The organism is Gordonia sp. 'Campus' (assembly GCF_022206305.1).
Taxonomy (GTDB): Bacteria; Actinomycetota; Actinomycetes; order Mycobacteriales; family Mycobacteriaceae; genus Gordonia.
In genome coordinates this window covers 1-21,445 of the sequence record NZ_JAKOIW010000027.1, presented here as the reverse complement: position 1 = coordinate 21,445, position 21,445 = coordinate 1, and the positions used below count along the sequence as shown (strand labels likewise).

Below are 21,445 nucleotides of genomic sequence, written 5' to 3'. Positions count from 1 at the left end.
GCAGTGCCGACGGCGCGCGTGCCTTAAGCTTCCCTGAGCAATGGGCGGGTAGCGGAAGCGGTGTTTGGTGGTAGGCAATTCTCGGGGCGGGTTTCGTGCGGTGACGGTTGTCCTGGTCACCGCGTTCGTGGCGACCTTGGTGGCAGCGCTGGCGGCACCCGCCGAGGCGGCTCCGGGTCGCTACACCGGTGGCACATACGTGGCGCTCGGGGATTCGCGGGCGTCGGGCAGTTTCTACACCCCGACCCCCGCGTATTTCGCGGGATGCAAGCGGTCGGCGTTCAACTACCCGACCCTCGTCGCCGGGGCCAACCTGCCGCGGCGCTTCATCGACGCCTCGTGTGCGGGCGCGCAGGCGACGCACCTGTACCAGACTCCGCAACACACCAGCGGTGGCACCAAACCGGTTCAGCTGCATCTGGTTCCGCGGAACGCCCAGCTGATCACCGTCAGCATCGGCGGCAACGACATGCGGTGGAATGCGGTCCTCAGCCAGTGCCGGACCCCGGCGTTCACCGATCGTCGATGCCGATACAACCGGAATCTGGAGAACGAGGTCCGGTCGCGCGTGGCCCTGATGGAGAACCGTGTCACCCCCGCGCTGAAGGCGATCCGCGCGAAGGCACCCAACGCCCAGATCATCGTCGTCGGTCTCGGCGGCTTCATCGGGTCCACCGGTTGCTGGCCGCTCGTGCCGCTCAGCGACCCCGACGCCCGCTGGATTCGTGAGGTGTTCAACCGGGCCAACGGTGCGCTGTGGCGCGCGTCCACGAAGGTCGGTGCCACCTTCATCGACGCGAATAGGCGCTCGGCGGGCCATGATGCGTGCAACCTCGTCAATCCCTGGTACGAGAGCGCGCTGTCCAACCGGATCGCACTCCCCTTCCACGTCAACCAGGCCGGGGCGGTCGCGTTCGCGGCCATGGTCAACGGGGCCATCCGGCGTTAACCCGGCGCCGGGCACCCACTAGCGTTTGTCGGGTGGCTCATCTACTCGGCGCGGAAACCCTAGGCCTGGAATACCCGACGACCAAGGTCTTCGAGTCGGTGTCCCTCGGCGTCAACGAGGGTGACCGCATCGGGATCGTCGGTCGCAACGGCGATGGCAAGTCGAGCCTGCTGGCGATGCTCGCCGGCCGCAAACAACCCGACTCGGGACGTGTGACCGTCCGCGGCGGTGTACGGGTCGGGGTCCTCGACCAGGCCGATTCGTTCGACGACGACGAGACCGTGGGGCACGCGGTCGTCGGCGACCGGCCCGAACACGAGTGGGCCGGCGACGCCCGGGTGCGCGACGTCATCGGCGGACTGCTCGGCGACGTCGAATGGGCGGCGACCACCGCGTCGCTGTCCGGCGGCCAGCGCCGCCGGGTGTCGCTCGCCCGCCTGCTCGCGGGCGAACACGACGTGCTCGCGCTCGACGAGCCGACCAACCACCTCGACGTCGAGGCGATCACCTGGCTCGCCGATCACCTGAAGCGTCGATGGCCTGCCAACGCAGGCGGACTCCTGGTGGTCACCCACGACCGCTGGTTCCTCGACGAGGTGTGCACGGTGACGTGGGAAGTGCACGACCGGATCGTCGAACCCTTCGAGGGCGGTTATGCCGCCTACATCCTGCAGCGCGTCGAGCGTGACCGGCAGGCCGCGGCGATCGAGGCGCGCCGCCAGAACCTCGCCCGGAAAGAACTGGCGTGGCTGCGACGCGGTGCCCCCGCCCGCACATCGAAGCCGAAGTTCCGCATCGACGCCGCCAACGCCCTCATCGCCGACGTCCCGCCGGTCCGCGACACCGTGGCCCTGCAGTCGCTGGCCACCGCGCGTCTGGGCAAAGACGTCGTCGACCTGCTCGACGTGTCGGTGTCCTACGGCGACCGCGACGTCCTCGACGGGGTCGAGTGGCGGCTGGCACCGGGCGAACGAACCGGCATCCTCGGCGTCAACGGCGCAGGCAAGTCCACTCTGCTCGGGCTGGTCGCCGGAACCGTCGAACCGACCGGCGGCCGGGTGAAGCGCGGCAAGACGGTCAAGGTCGCGACACTGACCCAACGTCTCGACGACCTCGACCGCTATCTCGACGACCCGGTCCGTCTCGTGATCGCCGAGCTGCAGACCACCTACACGTTCGGAGCCGGGTCGAAAGCTCAGGAGCTCTCCCCCTCCCAACTGCTCGAACGGCTCGGCTTCGACAGTGCGCAACTGTCGACCCCCGTGCGCGACCTGTCCGGTGGACAGAAACGACGCCTGCAGCTGCTGCTGATCCTGCTCGACGCTCCGAACGTCCTGATCCTGGACGAGCCGACCAACGACCTCGACACCGACATGCTCGCCGCCCTCGAGGACCTGCTCGACTCGTGGCCGGGCACGCTGATCGTCGTGTCGCACGACCGCTACTTCCTCGAGCGCGTCACCGACCAGCAGTTCGCCGTACTCGACGGCGGCCTGCGTCACCTGCCGGGCGGCGTCGAGGAGTTCCTCAGACTTCGTGCGGCGCAGAAGAAATCGGGTCAGTCGAAACCATCCGGAACGAGTTCTGCGACCTCGGGTGGAGCCGATTCCGGTGCAGCACCGCCGAACTCCGCACTCAGTGGTGCCGAGCTGCGCGCCGCCAACAAGGAGTTGGCCTCGCTGGAGCGGCGGATCGACAAGTTGCACACCAGGATCGACACGGCACGGACCGCGTTGGCCGACCACGACCAGGCCGACTACCAGGGCCTGGCCGCTGAGACCGAGGCCATCCGCGCGATGGAATCCGAGCTGGCCGAACTCGAGGAACGCTGGATGGAGCTCGGCGAAGCCATCGAATGATCTACTGGCCGAAGGCCTGTCGCACCGCGGCCATCACATCGGGCAACGATTCGTCGACGACGCTGCTGTGGTCGGCACGTGCGTAGGTCTTGAGGTCGACATCCGTGCCGTCGTCGCGCATGTCCGAGCGCAGCGACCGGCTGAGCAGATACGGCAGCACCGGATCCAGGATGCCGTGGGCGATGGTGACCTTCGCCGGGTAGCCGGAGGTCGGCACCTCCGCGTACTCGCGCAGGGCATCGCGAAACGTCTGCTCGGCGGTGAACGACGCCGCCACGAGCGATCCCGGTGACACCGAGCGAAGCGCGTCGACGAGGTCGCCGTTGCACTGAGACCGTGCGCGGTCGAGGAACCGGCGGCCGTCGGGTGTCAGTGAGTCGGCGACGCGGAGTTCGGGGTGGGCGTGGTCGAGCCCGGCGAGCGTGAACAGGAACGGTGCACTGAGCACGTTCAGCGCACCGAGTCCCGGGACCCGTGGACCGAAGAGCCCGAACAGCCTCTCCAGCGACGACACCGGCGCGATCGCGACGATTCCGGCGACAGGCAGCTCCGGGGCGTAGTCGCGCGCGAGCCGGCCCGCGTGCAACGCGGCGTGCCCGCCCTGCGAATGGCCCATCGAGACCCAGCGCGGCCCGAGCGTCTCGTCCACCGACCGGGCCGCTCTGATCATGTCGATGACCGACCGCGCCGCCGCACGGCCGCCGAGGTATTCGGTCTCCCCGGCCGAACCGAGTCCGGCGTAGTCGGTCGCCGTCACGGCGTAGCCGGCGGCGAGCGCGGCGCGGACGGGCGCCTCGACGCCGTCACCGAGCCGGTGGAGGGTCGGCGCGCACTCGTCGGCGAGCCCGACCGTGCCGTGCGCCCAGGAGACCACCGGCCACCCACCTGCAGGCGGGTCGCCCTTGGGCACCCAGTACACGCCGCTCGACATCGCCGGTCGCCCGTTCTGATCCCTCGTCGCATAGGTGAGTCGGGTTCCCGCCCCCGCCGACGACGGCAGCTGGTCGTCGGCGACGTCGGTGGTCGTGAAGACGAATCCGTTCTCGGGGGCGGCGGCCGCGGCGGGGGCGATCGTCACCCCTCCGACCACCAGCAGCATCATCGACAACAGGACGACCGTCACCGTGACCGGGGCAAGAATCGAGGCGGTTGTCGGGGGTCTGCGGGGCACCCGTCAACCGTAGGCGATCAGGACCGGGAGTCGGCGCCGAGCACGCGCGCACCGGGCGCCGGGCCGTGCGCGGTACGGACCGAGCGCGCCACCCCGGCCCCGGAGAGCTCCGCGGCGACGTTGACCGCACTGGTCTCGTCGGCGCACAAGAAGGCGCACGTGGGGCCGGACCCCGACACGATGCCCCCGAGAGCCCCCGCATCCACTCCGGCGCGCAGCGTGCGACGCAGAGTCGGTTGCAGACTGAGAGCGGCCGGCTGGAGGTCGTTGTGGAGCAACGGCGCGACAGCATGCGGGTCGCCGGACGCGAGCGCCTGCATCAGCGCATCGGGCCGCCGTAGGAGATCGGGCTCGTCGTCGGCGGCGACCTCGCCGGAACGGCTGTCGCGCAATCGATCCAGCTCCTGATACACCGCCGGGGTGGAGAGTCCCACCCGGGCGAGTGCGAGAACCCAGTGGAATTCACCGCGCGAGAGCACCTGCATGAGGCGCTCGCCACGGCCGGTGCCCAACGCCGTGTTGCCGTGTAGGGCGAATGGGACGTCGCTACCCAGGTCGGCCGCGATCGAGGCGAGATCGTCCCGTCCGATGTCGAGCTTCCAGAGCGCGGCGAGAGCGACGAGGGCCCCGGCGGCGTCGGCACTTCCACCCGCCATACCGCCGGCGACGGGGATGGTCTTGTCGATCTCGATCGCGACGGTCCCGGAGCGCTTCGCCCAGTCGGCCAGTGCCGTCGCTGCCCGGACGGCGAGGTTCGAGTCGTCCGCCGGCACCGAACCGGCGCCCTCACCGCGGATGAGAACGCTGGTCTCATGCGACTGCGCCACCCGGACGTCGTCGTGGAGCGACAACGCCTGGAAGACGGTGACCAGGTCGTGGTACCCGTCATCGCGCCGCGGACCCACGCCCAGGTGCAGATTCACCTTCGACGGGGCCCGTGCGGTGACGGAGTCGGTCACGACCGACAGTGACGTTCGCGGCACAATGATCCAGCCTAGCGTCCGCCATCGACCACGCGCTTACGAGCGCGGCCGGGATCAGGGTCGCCAACCCCGTTCGGCGAGGTCGCCCACGTGTTCGACGACCAGGACCGCACCCGCATCACGCAACTCCCCCTCGGCGAACCCACCGGAGCGGACCGCCACGCACTCGGCAGGGAGGCGATGCGCGGACGCCACATCCCAGACCGTGTCCCCCACGACGACCGCCCGGCCACCTCCGGCCTCCTCGAGCGCCACGGCCAGGATGTCGGGCGCGGGCTTCGACGAGTCGGCATCGTCGGAGGTGGTCACCGCCGCGAAGTCGGCGCGGCGCAACCCCATCGACTCCAGGGCGGCGTCGGTGAACTCCGACTTCCCCGAGGATGCCAGCGCGACCCGGTAGCCGGCCTCGAGCAACCCGCGGACGAAGTCCGACGCACCCGGGAGCGGATGGACGTCGGGAAGCATCCCCCGGTAGTGCCCCTCCCACTCGTCTCGCAGCGTGTCGCCGAGGGAATCCTCCACGTCATCGCCGCAGATCTCGCCGACGAGGCGGTCACCGCCCATCCCGATCGCGCGGTGGACCCGCCACCACTGCGGCGTCAGATCATGGGCGGCGAACGCCCGCATCCACGCCGACGCGTGCAGGTACGTCGAGTCGACGAGCGTACCGTCGACATCGAGAAGCACGGTGTCGATCGATCTTTCGGCTTGCTGATCAGGCATGTGCACCTCATTCCCGGGGTCGAGAAGCGCGCCCCGCCGTCGGATGTCCGTGCGTCCCGCGCCCACGACTCGAGCGTGAAGACGCATCGGACCCACGACTCAACGCCTACACCGAAGCGACCGATCTCGCAGAGGAGCGACCCATGGCAACACAATTCGGCTACACCCTGATGACCGAACAGGCCGGCCCGAAGGACCTGGTGCGATTCGCCGTCGACGCCGAACGCGCCGGTTTCGACTTCGAGGTGTCCAGCGACCACTACTTCCCGTGGCTCTCCTCGCAAGGCCACGCACCGTACGCGTGGACCGTCCTCGGCGCCGTCGCCCATGCCACCGAGCGGGTCGAGCTGATGACCTATGTCACGTGCCCGACCATCCGCTACCACCCGGCGATCATCGCGCAGAAGGCTGCGACCCTGCAGATCCTCGCCGACGGACGCTTCACCCTCGGTCTCGGATCGGGAGAGAACCTGAACGAGCACGTCGTCGGTGAGGGCTGGCCGTCGGTCGCCGACCGTCAGGACATGCTCGCCGAGGCCATCGAGATCATCCGGAAGCTGCACTCCGGTGAGCTCGTCGACTTCCGCGGCGAGTTCTTCCAGGTCGACGCGGCCCGGATCTGGGATCTCCCCGAGCAGCCGGTCCCGATCGGCGTGGCGATCGCCGGCGACGCGGGCATCGACACCTTCGGTCCGCTCGCCGACCACCTGATCGCCGTCGAACCCAACGCCGACCTCGTCTCGTCGTGGAACGAACATTCCTCGACGACGACCGTCGGCGGGCAGGGTTCCCGGGCCATCGGTCAGATCCCGATCAGCTGGGACCCCGACCGCGACAAGGCGATTGCCCGCGCACACGACCAGTTCCGCTGGTTCGCCGGCGGCTGGGATGTCAACGCCGACCTGCGGACCACCGCGGGCTTCGCGGCCGCTACCCAGTTCGTCACCCCCGACGACGTGGCGGAGAACATCCCGTGCGGTCCCGATCTCGATCAGATCGTCGAGGCCGTGAAACCGTTCTGGGAGGCCGGGTTCACCGACGTCGCACTCGTCCAGATCGGCGGCGAGACGCAGGACGAATTCCTCCGCGACGCCGCTCCCGAGCTGCTCGAGAAGCTGCGCGCGGCGTCGAGCTGAGCTCCCGGCGCGCTCCTGTATCGATCCGCTTCGCCGCAACCGAAAAGCGCCCCTGATTTCCGCCCTACGGCGCGGTGCGGACGACGATACGTCGCCGCGCCGCCGCTGAGGGGCGGATTTCGGGGGCGCTTTTCATGGGCGGCACGCCCAGTCGCCGTCCCCGATCAGGACGTACGGGCGAGTCGCACGAAGTCGTCGACGTCGAGCCGCTCGCCCCGCAGGCCGGGATCGATCCCGGCCGCACGGAGTCGGCGCTCGGCATCGGCAGGTGATCCCGCCCAGCCGGCCAGTGCCGACCGCAATGTCTTGCGCCGCTGGGCGAATGCGGCGTCGATCGCCTCGAACACCGTCTGACGCGTCGCCGGATCCGTCGGGTGGTCGTCGGTGCGTTCGATGCGGACGAGCCCGGACTCGACCTTCGGCTCGGGCCAGAAGACGTTGCGCCCCACGGCTCCTGCCCGGCTCACCCGGCCGTGATAGCGGGCCTTGACGCTGGGCACGCCATACGTGCGGCTGCCCGGACCGGCGACAAGACGGTCGGCGACCTCCGCCTGCACCATGACGAGGGCGGTGGTGATCTCCGGGAACAGCCCGAGGAGATGGAGCAGCACCGGAACGGACACGTTGTAGGGCAGGTTCGCCACCAGCGCGGTCGGGACCGCGGGCAGATCGTCGCGAGTGACCTGCAGCGCATCGGCGAGGATCACCTGGAAATCGTCACGCCGGGCCGGCGCATACTCCCCGATCGTCGACGGAAGCCGTTGCGCGAGAATCGGATCGATCTCGACGGCGACCACCTTGCCCGCGGTTCCGAGCAGGGCGAGGGTCAGCGATCCCAGCCCGGGGCCCACCTCGAGCACCGTGTCGTCGGGTCCGACTCCCGACGCGGCGACGATCCGCCGGACGGTGTTGGCGTCGTGGACGAAGTTCTGCCCGAGCGTCTTTGTCGGCCGGACACCGACCTCGGTTGCGAGTTGCCGGATCTGCGCGGGCCCGAGCAGGCGCGGCGCGGCGTCGGGCTCGGACGGAGGCGTCTCGTCGATCAGCGCAGACCCAGCTTGGACGAGCAGGACGGCCATGCGCCCCAGCCCTGGACCGCCTGGGTCTTGCTGGCGATGGCGATCTGCTCCTCGCGGGTGGCGAGGTCGGCGCGCGGTGCGTACTCGAGGCCGCCCCAACGCTCCCAGGTGTTCTGGTCGAATTGCACGCCGCCGTAGAAGCCGTTGCCCGTGTTGATCGCCCAGTTCCCGGTCGCCTCACATGCGGCCAGCGCGTCCCAGACGGAACCGAACGGCACGAACGGCGCGCCCGGCTTGGTGCCGATGCGGACGGTCGCGGCGACGGGCTCGGTGAGCACCTCGCTGGTCAGCTTGTCGCGCTTGACCACTCGTCCGTTCACGGTGGTGACCTTGTAGGTCACGCGTGCCTCACCCGGCGTGCCCTTCTTCTCGACGACCTTGCGGTCGCGGACGAGGGTGGGGTCTTCTTTCTTGACCTCCGGCGGCGTGACGGGCTCGGTGAGGGTGACGTCTTCGGTCTTGATCCGGGTGACGACGATCTTCAGGTTCGGCGTGACCTTGGTGTCCGGGGCGGGGGTCACCTTGTCCTCCGCGCTCAACGGTGTCCCGAGAGCCTTCAGGAGATCGGCGACGGTGTGCGCCGCGACGGTCGGGCGCTTACGCGACGGGCCGTCGACGAGAGTGACCGGCTTGGGCAGCGCGACGTCGATCTCGCCGCCGTCGACCGGGAGTTCGCTGCCGAAAGCGGCGCGCTCGGCGGCGTGCGTCAGACCGCGTTCGGCGAGCAACTGGTCGACGGTCGAGGCATTGGTGACGATCTTCTCGGGCGTGCCCTCGACGTCGAGGGTGATCTCCTTGAGCCGGTTCACCTTGATCGTCTGGCCGTCGCCGAACCCGGAGTTCAGTGCGGGGATCACCTTGTCCCCGTCCTTGGGGGCGAGACCCTCGGACTCGAGCAGACCCTCGACGGACATCGCCATGGTCGACACGTGCCGGACATCCCCGTCGACGTCGATCGCGACGTTCTTGTGCATGGTGACGCCCATGACCCCGCCGGCCGCCACGGTGGCGCAGACGGCGCCGACGGCGACGCGGACGCGCAACGAGTTCGACCCGTTGATCTTGGAGAAGACCGATCGGGGTGACACCGAGTTGGACGGCTCTGGGTTCGACATGGAAGGCAAGGGCAGACATCCTGATAGGCAACACTGGCACCACGCCCGCCGAGTGGATCAGCACGTCGGCCAGGCGGATCACAGTACGATAACGAACCGGCCAGATTATGGCAAAGGGATGCCGTAGACGCGCCGCGCGTTGGCGCCGAGCAGCCGGGCCATCTCCACATCCGTCACGCCACGGACCTCGGCGAGCGCCCGGGCCGTGTAGGGCAGGCAGTAAGACTGATTGGGCTGGCCACGGTACGGATCCGGCGTCAGGAACGGCGCATCGGTCTCCACCAGGATCTGGTCGTCGGGCACCAGTTCGGCCGCCGCCCGTAACTCTGCGGCGTTGGCGAAGCTCACAGTGCCGGCGAAACTGAGCATGAAGCCGCGCTCGACACATTCCCGCGCAACATTTCGGTCACCGGAGAAGCAGTGCATGATCACGGTCTCCGGCGCACCCTCGGCCGCCAGGATGTCCAGCAGATCCCGGTCCGCCTCGCGGTTGTGGATCATCAGCGGCTTTCCGACCCGCTTGGCGAGGTCGATGTGCCAGCGGAACGCCTCGTGCTGCACCTCGGGTGCGGCGCAGTCGTCGGACTTCCCGGGCCAGTAGTAATCGAGGCCCGTCTCCCCCACCGCGACGACGCGAGGGGAACGCACCATCGCCTCGAGTTCGGCGGCTGTCTCGTCGTTCAGATCCCCCGCATGCGTCGGATGCAGCGCGACCGCGGCGAAGACCCGTTCGTCCCATTCGGCGGCCGCCACCGCCCAGCGGGCGTCGACCATGTCGTCTGCGACCGTGACCACATGGTCGACGCCGACCATCTGAGCATGGTCGAGGATCGCGCGCACCGACGCTTCGTCCCGCCCACCACAGGCGGCGAGGTGGGTGTGGGCGTCGACGAGCCCCGGCAGCGGGGCCGGGTCAGGTGGGGGTTCGCGCCGGCGGCGCTTGCGAGCCGCCTTGTTGCTCAGGGTCTCGACGTCCGTCGGGGTGTCGACGCCGCCCGGGGTCTGGGGGTTGCCCTGGCCTTCGATGTTGCTCGGGGTCTCGACCTCACCGTTCACTCCGGCACCCGGGGCATCGCTCATGGCACCCACCTTGGCACAGAACGAGGACCCGCCCGGCCGGTGGTCGGCGACCGCGGCGCTAGAGGGTGACGGTCCCCTCGATGACGGTCGTGGTGTCGCCACCGACCCAGATGTTCTCGCCGTCGTCGTGGATATGGATACGGCCGGCCCGTCCGAGAGCCGCGCCCTGAGCCGCGACATACGACGCGGGTGCCCTGCCGGTGGCGCGCAGCCACGTCGCGATGCCCGCGTTGAGGCTGCCTGTCACCGGGTCCTCGGGGACGCCGATCCCGGGCACGAAGGCGCGCACCTCGGCGAACACCTCCCCATCACCGGAGCCGTACATGCCGAACAACCCGACCTTGTGATCGCCGAGTGCCGGGATGTCGGGCCGCAGCTCGAGGACACGCTCTCCCGAACCCAGGTCGAGCACCATCCACTCCGGACCGTTGTCGACCCACTCGGCGGCGCGCACCTCATCGGTGGCCACCCCGAGAGCCGCGACGACGTCGGCAACGGTGTCGGGGTCGACGGGTCCCGACCGTCGCAGCGGCGGCGCCGCGAACGCGAGACGCGCGCCCGTACGTCGGAGCCGGACGAGCCCGACGCCGCACTCCTGCACGATGTCGGCCCCCGGGTCGTCGCTGCGTGGGCGTCCACCGCTGGTGAGCCAGGCGTGGGCCGAACCGAGCGTCGGGTGTCCGGCGAAGGGCAACTCGCCGTCCGGAGTGAAGATGCGCAGACGGTAGTCCGCGGCGGGATCGGTCGGGGGCAGCACGAACGTCGTCTCCGACAGATTGGTCCACTGCGCGAACGCCGCCATCCGGTCCTCGGGTATCTCCTCGGCGTCGAGGACGACAGCGACCGGGTTGCCCCCGGTGCCCGTGGCCGAGAACACATCGATCTGCGCGAACCGTCGAGTCATCGGAACATCGTCTCATCGCGAGTTGGGCGTCGCGCAAGGGCTTTTCGACTGCTGACGTTCGGACGGACCACCACGAACGGTTTCGTCCGCGGTGCGAGACGGCGCAGCGGCCCACCGGTCACCGCAGGTCCGGAGAGCCCACAGCCGGCCGACGTCGACGCCGCCCACCGCGCAAATCGCGCCGGAGTCGCCGCCGACGGGTAGCGTTGCGAAGCGTGTTGGGTTTGCCAGATGCGATCTCTGTCGCGCTCTTCGATCTCGACGGGGTCCTCACCGAGACCGCGGTGCTCCACCGCAAGGCATGGAAGAAGGCGTTCGACGCCTTCCTCGCCGAGCGCGCTGGTGGCGCCGACCATGCCGACTTCGTGGAGTTCACCGACCAGGACTACCTCGACTACGTCGACGGCCGCCCCCGGGAGGACGGCGTCCGGGCGTTCCTGGCGTCCCGCGGCATCGACGACGTCGATGCGCAGACGGTGACACAGATCGGAGACGGGAAGAACGACATGTTCCTCGTCAGCCTCGCGGAGGACGGCGGGCAGGCCTATCCCGGATCGGTGCGCTACCTCACCGCAGCGCGTGACGCGGGTCTCCGCATCGCGGTCGTGACGTCGTCGAAGAATGGAGCAGCAGTGCTGGATGCAGCCGACCTGTCGAAGTTCGTCGAGGTCCGTGTCGACGGTCTCGACATCGTGACCAAGGGCCTGAACGGTAAACCCGCGCCCGACTCCTTCCTCCTCGGCGCGCAACTGATGGGTGTCGAACCCGCCGCTGCTGCCGTGTTCGAGGACGCGATCTCCGGGGTGCAGGCGGGCAGCGCAGGCGCGTTCGGCTACGTCGTCGGTGTCGACCGGGTCGGCGGCGGTCAGTCCGCCGCGATGAAGTCGGCCGGTGCCGACATCGTCGTGACCGATCTCGACGAACTGCTTCCCGCATGACCGCCGAGCACGGCCACGACTTCGGTTTCGAGATCCATCCGTGGCAGCTGAAGTGGCGCGGCGGCGTCGACCTCGACATGCTCGGCCGGACCGAGACCCTGTTCGCATTGTCGAACGGACACATCGGTTTACGCGGGTCCTTCGAGGAGGGTGAGCCGGTCGACCATCCGGGTACCTACCTGAACGGCTTCTACGAGCTGCGTGGCCTCCCGTACGCCGAGAGCGGCTACGGCTACCCCGAGTCGGGGCAGACCGTCGTCAACGTGACCGACGGCAAGATCATCCGGTTGCTCGTCGAGGACGAGCCGATGGACTTGCGGTACGGGCGTACCGAAGAGCACGAGCGGACCCTCGACTTCCGCACCGGCACCCTGCGTCGTCACACCGTGTGGACCTCACCCACGGGCCGCAAGGTGCGGATCAAGTCCGAGCGGCTCGTGTCCTTCACCAAGCGCACCATCGCGGCCATCCGCTATGAGGTCGAACCGGTCGACGAGGACATGAAACTCGTCCTCCAGTCGGACCTCCTCGCCAACGAGCCGGTCCCCGCCCCCGGGAACGACCCCCGCCTGGCCGCCGCGCTCGACGCACCGCTCGTCTCCGATCTCGCGACGTGCCGCAACTACTGGGGCATGCTGGTCCACCACACCAAGAAGTCCGGCCTGCACATCGCGGCCGGGATGGATCACGAGATCTACTTCCCGGACAAGGCGGACACGTTCATCCGTGCCGACGGCGACCTCGCCCGGCTCACCATCGCGGCGAACGTGCCGAAGGGCAAGAGCCTCACCCTCACCAAGTACATGGGGTACGGCTGGTCGGCACGACGCTCGGTCCCGGCCCTGCGCGCCCAGGTCGACGCCGCTCTCGCGATGGCCATGGAGACCGGCTGGGACTCGCTCAAGGCCGACCAGGTCAGCTACCTCGAGGATTTCTGGCGCGATGCCGACGTCGAACTCGACGGCGATCCCGAGTTGCAGCAGGCGGTCCGGTTCGCGCTGTTCCACGTGTTGCAGGCGGGGGCGCGCGGTCAGTCGCGCGCCATCCCGGCCAAGGGACTGACCGGTCCGGGTTACGACGGCCACACGTTCTGGGACACAGAGAGTTTCATCCTCCCGATGCTCACCTACACCGTGCCCGCCGCGGCCGGTGAGGAGTTGCGGTGGCGGCACGCCACGATGGACAAGGCCAAGGCTCGCGCGGCCGAGCTCGGCCAGCGCGGGGCGATGTTCCCGTGGCGGTCGATCAACGGCGACGAGTGTTCCGGGTACTGGCCGGCCGGGACTGCCGGCGTGCACGTGTCCGCCGACATCGCCAACGCCACCGCCCGCTACCTCCGCGCGACCAACGACGAACAGTTCGAAACCGAGTGCGGCGTCGAACTCCTCGTCGAGACCGCCCGGTTGTTCGCCGGTCTCGGACACCACGATGTGAACGGCAAGTTCCGCATCGACGGCGTCACCGGTCCCGACGAGTACACCGCCGTGGTCAACAACAACACGTTCACCAACCTTGCGGCACAACAGAATCTGCGCGATGCCGTGGCCGCGGTGCATCGTCGTCCCGACCTCGCCGAACAGTTCGGGGTGACAACAGCCGAAGCGGCGCACTGGGAATCGTGTGCCGACGAGATGACGATCCCCTACGACGATGCCCTGGGCGTGCACCAGCAGTGCGAATCGTTCACGCTGCTGGGTGCCTGGGACTTCGAGTCGTCGGTGGGCCGCTATCCCCTGCTCCTGAACTATCCGTACTACGACCTGTACCGGAAGCAGGTCGTCAAGCAGGCAGACCTCGTGTTCGCGACCTACCTCTTCGGAGATGCGTTCACCGCCGAGCAGAAGCTCCGCAACTTCGACTACTACTACCCGCTGACCGTGCGCGACTCGTCGTTGTCGGCGTGCTGCGAGGCGGTCACCGCCGCCGAGGTCGGGTACCCGGATCTGGCCTACGATCTGCTGGCCGAATCGGTGTTCACCGATCTGCACGATCTGCACAACAATGTCAGCAGCGGCCTGCACATCGCGGCCCTGGCCGGGGCGTGGACGGACTGCGTGGCGGGCTTCGGTGGCATGCGCGACTTCGGCGGCAACATCACCTTCGCGCCCCGGTTGCCGAAACGGTTGACGTACATGTCCTTCCGCATGATCATCCGCGACTCGAAGATCGTCGTCGCGGTGGACAAGGACACCGCGACCTATCGTCTGCTGTCCGGTCCGCCGATCGATCTGGCGCACCATGGCGACAAGTTCACTCTCGAGTCCGCTCCGGTGACCCTGCACATCCCGGAATTGGCCTACCGCGAGCCGCCGAAGGCTCCGCCCGGATGTGAGCCCTACCGGCGGGAGATCTGACCGCTCGGCTCATCCCGGCCACGGCCTGATCCGCCTCGGGTCCGCTTGACCTTCACACGGTGTCAGGGAGTGGAATCGTGGACGAAGGAGGTGGTCCCATGACCGATCAGACCATCCGCCCGTCCGATCGGGCCGTGATGGCGGCACTGGCCGCAGGAGATGCGTCGACGAGACTGCGCGCGGCGATGGCCGCCGGCACGGATCCCCACCCGGCGCTGACCGACGATCTCGTCGCGCGGTGCGGCGTGGAACCGGACTTCTTCGTCCGGGACATGCTCACGTGGGCCCTGACCAGGCTCCCGGCCGACCTGACGGTGCCGCGCCTCGTCGTCGAACTCGGTTCGGGATCGGCGCAGGCGCGGGCGCAGGCCCTGCACACGTTGTCGAAGATCGGGCATCCGTCGGCCTGGCCGGCGATCACGCCCGAACTGCTGCACGACGCCGACGACGAGGTCGCTCGGACCGCCTGGCGTGCCGCCGCCGTCCTGGTCCCGCCCGGCAGAGAGACCTGGCTGGCAAACGAACTCGCGGGGGAACTCGGCCGCGGGGAGCCGGACGTGCAACGAAGCCTCAGCCGGGCCCTGGTCGAGCTCGGTGACGCCGCGTCCGGGCCACTCTCCACCGCGAAGAAGCGTGGCCCCGCCGCCGTGCGCGCCCATGTCGCGGCGACCGAGAAGCTGATCGACGACCCGGACAGCGACTTCGCCGCCGCACTGGACTTCGCGTCGCGGTTGGCCGGTTCCGGTGCGCCCGCAGACGACCCGGATGCTGATCGGTGAGGTGGCGCAGCGTACGGGCCTGACCACCCGTATGCTGCGGCACTACGATTCGCTCGCGCTGGTGCGGCCGACCGGCCGGACCGCGGTTGGCTACCGCGAGTACTCGGAGGCCGACCTGCAGCGCTTGCTGCATGTGGAAAGCCTTCGTTCGCTGGGGTTGTCGCTCCGCGAGGTCGGTCGCGCACTCGACGATCCCGGCTTCGCGCCGGATGCGCTGGTGCAACGCCTGATCGACGACACCGAGGCCAGAATGGCGGCCGATGCCCGGCTCCTGGAGCGTCTCGAGCACATCGCGGCAAGCGGCCCCGGCGACTGGTCGACGGTCGTGGGCGTGATCGGTCTGCTCCGCGGGGTGCAGTCCGAGCACGCAGCCCATCGCCAACGCGCCGCGCTCCTCGCCGGCGAGGGCGGTGTGTCCGCGGATTCGCTGGCCGATGCGCTGCTGGCCGAAAGCGATCCGAACGTGGCCGGGGCTCTACGGTGGGCGCTCGCCCAACGGCCCGGCGGCATCGACCGCCTCGGCGACGGCGCCACCGACCCCGACCCGCGGGTCCGACTGCGCGCGGTCACCGCACTCGCCGCGCTCGAGACCTCCAGACGGGTCACCGCGCTCCTCGACGAGGCGCTCGACGATCCCGACCCCGACGTCCGGCGCGTCGCTGCCCTGTCCCTCGGGCGTCGCGACGGATCGGCGGCGACCGAAGCCCTGATCGAGTTGATCGCCGCCGGGGACCGTGACGTCGAGGCCGCCGAGGTGCTCGCGGGTCACGAGTCACGCCGCGAGCAGATCGTCGGCCTGCTCGTCGATCGCCTCGGCTCCGATCCCGACCCCTCGGTACGGTCCCGCCTCGTGCAGGCTCTCGCCGAGATCCCCGGCGATGCAGCAAGTTCTGCGTTACGGACGTTGACCGCCGATGCCGAGAGCACCGTGTCCCGCACCGCCGTCGCAGTGCTCGCCCGGCGATCGGAGTCGTGAGGGGCCATCGAGCGGGGTGCGGGCGGCGCACCCGCCTCACACCCCCAGGTCCACCACATCGTGCACTGGGCTGATGGCGGCCCCACCGACCTGGACAACGGATGCCTGCTCCGTCAGCGCTGCCACACCCAGGTCCATCACCACGGCTGGGACATCGCCCTCGGGATCGACCGGCACCCGTGGCTCATCCCCCCGGCCACCATCGACCCCCGGCGCCGGCCACTTCCCGGCTATCACCGCCGGACCATGCACCTCGACGACGCCGCGTGAGAGCGCGCCCCGAGGTGGCGTTGCGGCACCCGCCGCTGACGTCTCGGCGGGTTCCGGCCCGCAGGAACCAGACTTTCGTTCTCTGAGAGTTCCAGAGTGAACCCGCACCGTGTCACCTCGGGCGGAGTGCCCGAGGTGACACGGTGACGGCCGGGACGCAATTGGGTGCCCGCCGGGCCGATCGGTAGTCTGTTGGACACTATGGCACCCGATCTGACCAGCCTTGATCCTTCCGGCGCATCACACGGCGCCGGACGCCCGTACTACCTGACGACCGCGATCGCCTACCCGAACGGCGCACCGCACATCGGGCACGCCTACGAATACATCTCGGCCGACGCGCTGGCCCGGTTCAAACGACTCGACGGCTTCGACGTCCGGTTCCTCACCGGCACCGACGTCCACGGGCAGAAGATGCAGCAGACCGCGAACGCCGAGGGCATCCCGACAGCGGAACTGGCAAACCGCAACTCCGACCGATTCCAGGCGCTGCAGGAACGACTCGGGTCCAGCTTCGACCGCTTCATCCGGACCTCCGACGCCGATCACAAGAGGGCGTCGGAAGAGATCTGGAAGCGCATGAGCGACCGCGGCGACATCTACCTCGACAAGTACTCGGGGTGGTACGACGTCCGTGACGAGACCTTCTACGCGGAGGGCGACACCGAGCTCAACGAGGCCGGCGATCGCGTGGCGTCCGACACCGGGCACGTTGTCACCTGGACCGAAGAGGAGACCTACTTCTTCCGTCTCTCCGCCTACCAGGACAAGCTCCTCGAGCTCTACGAGTCACAGCCCGGCTTCATCGGACCCGACGCGCGGCGCAACGAGGTCATCAGCTTCGTCAAGGGCGGGCTGACCGATCTGTCGGTGTCACGGACCACATTCGACTGGGGCGTTCCGGTCCCCGATCACCCCGAACACGTCATGTACGTGTGGGTTGACGCCCTCACCAACTATCTGACCGGCGTCGGTTTTCCCGACGACCCGGACACCGTCGCCCGGTACTGGCCCGCCGACCTGCACATCATCGGCAAGGACATCATCCGGTTCCACTGCGTGTACTGGCCGGCGTTCCTGATGAGCGCGGGCATCGACCTGCCCAAACGCGTCTTCGCGCACGGTTTCCTGTTCAACAAGGGCGAGAAGATGAGCAAATCGGTCGGCAACGTCGTCGACCCGGACAATCTCATCGAGGAGTTCGGCCTCGATCCGGTGCGCTACTTCTTCCTGCGCGAGGTCTCCTACGGACAAGACGGTTCGTACTCGGCCGAGGCGATCGTGTCGCGCATCAACGCCGACCTCGCGAACGAATTCGGCAACCTGGCCCAGCGCACCCTGTCGATGATCGGCAAGTACTTCGACGGGACGGTCCCGACTCCGGCAGAGTTCACCGAGGTCGACACCACGTTGCTCGACCGTGCCGACTCGCTGCTGAACACCGTCCGCGGCCACATCGACAACCAGGCCATCCACCTGGCGCTGGAAACCCTGTGGGCGACGCTCGCCGAGACCAACCGGTACATCTCCGCGCAGGAACCGTGGAAACTGGCCAAGACCGATCTCGAACGCACCGGCACCGTGCTCTACGTCTGCGCCGAGGTCGTTCGCATCGTGGCACTGCTGAGCCAACCCGTCATGCCGGAGTCGTCGAACAAGATCCTCGATCTGCTGGCAACCGGTGACGACCGTCAATTCACCGCTGCCACAGACCGACTCGTGCCGGGTACAGCGCTGCCGAAACCGACACCGGTGTTCCCTCGGTACGAGAACTGACCTCTCGCCGCACATGGTCGCGCCAGCCCTCGACGTGCTACGCGCGTTGCACACCCAGACGACGGCACGCGGGCTACCGCCACCGGCGGCACTGATCGGCGACTGGTACGGCGCCGACGCCGTGGTCGCACCCACCGTCGATCTCCGTCCGGGCTGCCCACCGCCCGACGACCCGGACCGATACTGGTTCGGCTACATCGGATTTCCCGTTCGGCCCGACGATGGAGCGCTGCCCGCCACCGTCGGCGGGCTCACCGACGGCGTCCTCGTGCTCCGCGACGGTGAATGGACGTCCGAAGGCGCCGGGATACCCGACTGGGCATGGGCGGCGGTGTATGCGCCCGACACCCTGCCCCTACCGGCGAAGGCGACGCACTGGGACCGACCGGCACGCACCCCGCACCTCGACGCCATCGACAAATGTCTCGACGCCATCCGTGCCGGCGAGATCTACCAGGCATGCGTGTGCACTCGGTTCACCGGCACGACGGACAGTGCGCCCGTCGACTACTTCGCCGAGCTCGCCGGCTCGACGACTCCCGCCAAAGCTGCCTTTCTGCAGGGTGATTGGGGCGCCGTCGCCAGCCTGTCGCCGGAGACGTTCCTCCGACGCACGGGCAACATCGTCTCGTCCTCGCCGATCAAGGGGACGCTGCCGGCCCAGGCCGATCCCGACGCCCTCGCCGCCTCCGCCAAGGACGTCGCCGAGAACATCATGATCGTCGACCTCGTCCGCAACGACCTCGGACGCGTCGCGGTCACCGGAAGCGTCCGGGTGCCCGAACTCCTCACCGTCGTCCCGGCACCCGGTGTGTGGCACCTCGTGTCGCGGGTGGAGGCGATCCTGCCGCCCGGCACCGGTAACGACGCCGTTCTGGCCGCGACGTTCCCACCCGCATCGGTCACGGGTACCCCGAAACTGCGTGCGCTGGAACTCATCCACGACTGGGAGGCCGATGCGCGCGGTGTGTACTGCGGCGCCATCGGGATGGCCGGACCCGACCGTGCCCTCGACCTCAACGTCGCCATCCGCACGGTCGAGATCGGCTCCGACGGGACGACCGCGCTCGGCGTGGGCGGCGGGATCACCATCGACTCCGACCCGCACCGCGAATGGCAGGAATGTCTCGACAAGGCCGCCAGCATCGTGGGACACGATCGCGCACTGCGGACGCACTGACACGCAGCCGCGGCCACAGAGAACACTGCGCTGATTCGGTTCGGCATGAATGCAGGACGGTTTGGGTACGATTCCGCTCATGACTGTGCCCATCCGGTCGACCACCGACCTGACGGTGCTCGATCGCGATCTGCGCCGTGATCACGACGCCTTCATGTCCGGTGGTGTCCCCCGACCGGATGTACCCGGTGACGTCATCGAATCGTGGGGGCGCGTGCGGGCGGGCAAGCACCGCGCGACCCCCGACGCCCACCATCCCGGGCACATCTCGCCCGACGAACTCGAGCTGCGCCGCGCCACGCACCCCCTGCGCGACGCCGTCGAACCGCTGCAACGACTGTTCGCGCAGTCGGCCGACGACGCCTCGATGGCTCTCGGCGTGTTCGACGCCGACGGGGTCCTGCTGTGGCGGGGCGGGTCGTCGACGATCCTGCCGGAGGCCGATCGGCTCGATCTCGTCGAGGGCAGTCGCTGGGATGAGGACTCGACCGCGACGACGGCGGTCGGGCTCGCGGTGCACCACCGCCGTCCCACACGATTGTTCGGCGCCGAGCACTACTGCAGCTCTCTGCACGGGCTCTTCTGCACGGCCGTTCCGGTGCACGATCACCGCACCGGGGAGATGGTGGCGATCGCCGGCCTGGCGGGCCCGGCACTCCAGATGCAGCCCGCCGCATCCGCGTTCACCTCGGCGCTCGCCGCCCTCGGCGAGCACGAGGTGACCCTGGCGCACCAGCGCGAACTGGCGGATCTGCGGTTCTCCGGCCGTTCACAGCTCGCCGGCCTACACGGGCCGGGCCTGCTGATCGACGACGACGGGTGGGTCGCCGAGGGCCGCGGGTGTACGCCACCGGTCCGAGTGGCGGCACCGACCGACGACATGCGGCAGTTCGTGCCCGGGCTCGGGATCTGCGTCGTGGAACGGCTGGGCAAGGGCTGGCTCGTCCGACCCGCCGGCCCGACGGGCCCGGTGCTGGCACAACTCGACCTCAGCGGCGAGCCGTCGGTCACGGTGACCGGCGACGGCGAGCCGTGGCGCACGGTCCTCACGCGCCGGCACGCGCAGATCCTGTTGCTCCTCGCCGACGCGGGCGAACAGGGACTCACCTCACAACGGCTCAGCCAGTTGCTGTTCGGCGACGACGGTCATTCGGTGAGCGTGCGCGCCGAGTTGTCCCGCCTGCGCCGGGTGGTCGGCGCACTCGTGTCGAGCCGGCCCTACCGGCTGGCGCCACGGGTCGAGTTGCGTGTCAGTCCGGATCAGCTCGACGTCTATCGAGCACCTGCTGGTAGACGTCGCGGCGAGAGGCACCGGAACCCTGCGTGACCTGCGCGCAGGCATCCTTCAACCGCATCCCTTCGGCGACAAGCGCTTCGGCGCGGTCCGCGAGGTCGTCGACGTCTGGCTCGGCGGCCACCGCGCCGGCGACCACCACGGTGATCTCGCCCCGGACCCCGGCGGCGGCCCAATCGGCGAGCTCGGCGAGACCCCCGCGACGGACCTCCTCGTAGGTCTTCGTCATCTCGCGACAGACGGCGGCGCGGCGGTCTGGACCCAGGATCTCCGCAGCCGCGGCCAGAGTGTCGGCGAGGCGGTGCGGCGACTCGAAGAACACCGCCGTGCGGGGCTGGGAGATCAACTCGCGCAACCACTCGGCCCGGGCCCCGGATTTGCGGGGAGCGAAGCCCTCGAAACAGAACCGCTCCGACGGCAGCGCCGACACCGCCAGTGCGGTGGTGACCGCCGAGGGGCCGGGTAGAGCGGTGACCGGCAACCCGGCATCCGCGCACGCCACGACGATGCGGTAACCGGGGTCGCTGACGGAAGGCATCCCGGCGTCGGTGACCAGGAGCACCGTCTGCCCCTCGGCGATCGCGCTGACCAATCCCGGGGTGCGCGCCGCCTCGACCTGGTCGTAGTAGCTGACGATGCGCCCGCCGATCTCGATGCCGAGCGCGGCGGCCAGGGCCCGGGTACGACGCGTGTCCTCCGCTGCGACGATGTCCGCGGTCTGCAGCGCGACGCGCAGGCGCGGTGACGCGTCGTCGACCTGCCCCATCGGCGTGGCCGCCAGTACCAGCCGGCCGGCGGTACCCGAACCGGTGTCGACGACGTCCGCCGACGGTTGCTCGGCCGGCCCTGATCCGAGGTCGGGGTGCAGGGGGTCGGGGT

18 protein-coding genes and 1 pseudogene are annotated in these 21,445 nt (G+C 69.2%); 11 read left to right on the top strand and 8 right to left on the bottom strand.

Annotation, left to right across the window (positions count from 1 at the left end; translation table 11 throughout):
- The first annotated feature begins 100 nt into the window (after positions 1-100).
- Positions 101-949: an SGNH/GDSL hydrolase family protein gene (locus tag MAY35_RS21270; RefSeq protein ID WP_374237996.1), complete on the top strand. Its 849-nt coding sequence runs from the start codon at positions 101-103 to the stop codon at positions 947-949.
- Between the two features lie 32 nt (positions 950-981).
- A complete protein-coding gene (locus MAY35_RS21265; protein ID WP_238423273.1) occupies positions 982-2,808 on the top strand; it encodes an ABC-F family ATP-binding cassette domain-containing protein in 1,827 nt (608 codons plus the stop codon).
- Between the two features lies 1 nt (position 2,809).
- On the opposite strand, the gene MAY35_RS21260 is transcribed toward MAY35_RS21265, so the two are convergent.
- The 3 genes from MAY35_RS21260 to MAY35_RS21250 form a co-directional block, all read right to left on the bottom strand.
- The gene (locus tag MAY35_RS21260; protein WP_238423297.1) at positions 2,810-3,910 is read right to left on the bottom strand and encodes a lipase family protein; all 1,101 of its coding nucleotides are present in this window, start codon (positions 3,908-3,910) and stop codon (positions 2,810-2,812) included.
- A gap of 86 nt (positions 3,911-3,996) precedes the next feature.
- Positions 3,997-4,962 (bottom strand): 4-(cytidine 5'-diphospho)-2-C-methyl-D-erythritol kinase, encoded by a 966-nt coding sequence (locus MAY35_RS21255; protein ID WP_238423272.1) that lies wholly within the window; start codon positions 4,960-4,962, stop codon positions 3,997-3,999.
- A gap of 54 nt (positions 4,963-5,016) precedes the next feature.
- Complete coding sequence (locus MAY35_RS21250; RefSeq protein WP_238423271.1) at positions 5,017-5,685, bottom strand: HAD family hydrolase; 669 nt, start codon at positions 5,683-5,685, stop codon at positions 5,017-5,019.
- Between the two features lie 143 nt (positions 5,686-5,828).
- Here MAY35_RS21250 and MAY35_RS21245 point away from each other — a divergent pair, with 143 nt between their 5' ends.
- Positions 5,829-6,821, top strand: a complete 993-nt coding sequence (locus MAY35_RS21245) for an LLM class F420-dependent oxidoreductase (protein ID WP_238423270.1) — start codon at positions 5,829-5,831, stop codon at positions 6,819-6,821.
- A gap of 164 nt (positions 6,822-6,985) precedes the next feature.
- Here MAY35_RS21245 and rsmA read toward each other — a convergent pair whose 3' ends face one another.
- The 4 genes from rsmA to MAY35_RS21225 all read right to left on the bottom strand — a co-directional run bounded on the left by rsmA (position 6,986) and on the right by MAY35_RS21225 (position 10,999).
- On the bottom strand, positions 6,986-7,900 hold the full coding sequence (rsmA, locus tag MAY35_RS21240; RefSeq protein WP_238423269.1) for a 16S rRNA (adenine(1518)-N(6)/adenine(1519)-N(6))-dimethyltransferase RsmA: 915 nt from the start codon (positions 7,898-7,900) through the stop codon (positions 6,986-6,988).
- The gene (locus tag MAY35_RS21235; protein ID WP_238423268.1) at positions 7,864-9,015 is read right to left on the bottom strand and encodes a resuscitation-promoting factor; all 1,152 of its coding nucleotides are present in this window, start codon (positions 9,013-9,015) and stop codon (positions 7,864-7,866) included. The genes rsmA and MAY35_RS21235 overlap by 37 nt, the downstream gene beginning before the upstream one ends.
- A gap of 105 nt (positions 9,016-9,120) precedes the next feature.
- Entirely contained in the window at positions 9,121-10,095 is a 975-nt protein-coding gene (locus MAY35_RS21230) for a TatD family hydrolase (protein ID WP_238423267.1), read from the bottom strand.
- Positions 10,096-10,153: 58 nt separating this feature from the next.
- A complete protein-coding gene (locus tag MAY35_RS21225; RefSeq protein ID WP_238423266.1) occupies positions 10,154-10,999 on the bottom strand; it encodes a PhzF family phenazine biosynthesis protein in 846 nt (281 codons plus the stop codon).
- A 215-nt stretch (positions 11,000-11,214) separates the two neighbouring features.
- On the opposite strand from MAY35_RS21225, the gene MAY35_RS21220 reads away from it, so the two are divergent.
- The 8 genes and pseudogenes from MAY35_RS21220 (at position 11,215) to MAY35_RS21185 (ending at position 20,599) form a co-directional block, all read left to right on the top strand.
- On the top strand, positions 11,215-11,937 hold the full coding sequence (locus MAY35_RS21220; RefSeq protein ID WP_238423265.1) for a beta-phosphoglucomutase family hydrolase: 723 nt from the start codon (positions 11,215-11,217) through the stop codon (positions 11,935-11,937).
- The gene (locus tag MAY35_RS21215; RefSeq protein WP_238423264.1) at positions 11,934-14,291 is read left to right on the top strand and encodes a glycoside hydrolase family 65 protein; all 2,358 of its coding nucleotides are present in this window, start codon (positions 11,934-11,936) and stop codon (positions 14,289-14,291) included. Before MAY35_RS21220 ends, MAY35_RS21215 begins: the two co-directional genes overlap by 4 nt.
- A gap of 98 nt (positions 14,292-14,389) precedes the next feature.
- Entirely contained in the window at positions 14,390-15,070 is a 681-nt protein-coding gene (locus MAY35_RS21210; protein ID WP_238423263.1) for a HEAT repeat domain-containing protein, read from the top strand.
- A complete protein-coding gene (locus tag MAY35_RS21205) occupies positions 15,057-16,046 on the top strand; it encodes a HEAT repeat domain-containing protein (protein WP_238423296.1) in 990 nt (329 codons plus the stop codon). The genes MAY35_RS21210 and MAY35_RS21205 overlap by 14 nt, the downstream gene beginning before the upstream one ends.
- Before the next feature lie 24 nt (positions 16,047-16,070).
- A pseudogene (locus tag MAY35_RS21200) lies at positions 16,071-16,316 on the top strand (HNH endonuclease); the annotation flags it as partial.
- Positions 16,317-16,517: 201 nt separating this feature from the next.
- Positions 16,518-18,092 (top strand): methionine--tRNA ligase, encoded by a 1,575-nt coding sequence (metG, locus tag MAY35_RS21195; RefSeq protein WP_238423262.1) that lies wholly within the window; start codon positions 16,518-16,520, stop codon positions 18,090-18,092.
- Positions 18,093-18,105: 13 nt separating this feature from the next.
- Positions 18,106-19,272, top strand: coding sequence for an aminodeoxychorismate synthase component I (locus tag MAY35_RS21190; protein ID WP_238423261.1), 1,167 nt, complete (start codon positions 18,106-18,108; stop codon positions 19,270-19,272).
- A 79-nt stretch (positions 19,273-19,351) separates the two neighbouring features.
- A complete protein-coding gene (locus MAY35_RS21185; RefSeq protein WP_238423260.1) occupies positions 19,352-20,599 on the top strand; it encodes a helix-turn-helix domain-containing protein in 1,248 nt (415 codons plus the stop codon).
- Here MAY35_RS21185 and rsmI read toward each other — a convergent pair.
- A complete protein-coding gene (gene rsmI / locus MAY35_RS21180; protein WP_238423295.1) occupies positions 20,523-21,332 on the bottom strand; it encodes a 16S rRNA (cytidine(1402)-2'-O)-methyltransferase in 810 nt (269 codons plus the stop codon). The genes MAY35_RS21185 and rsmI overlap by 77 nt on opposite strands.
- Between the last annotated feature and the right edge of the window lie 113 nt (positions 21,333-21,445).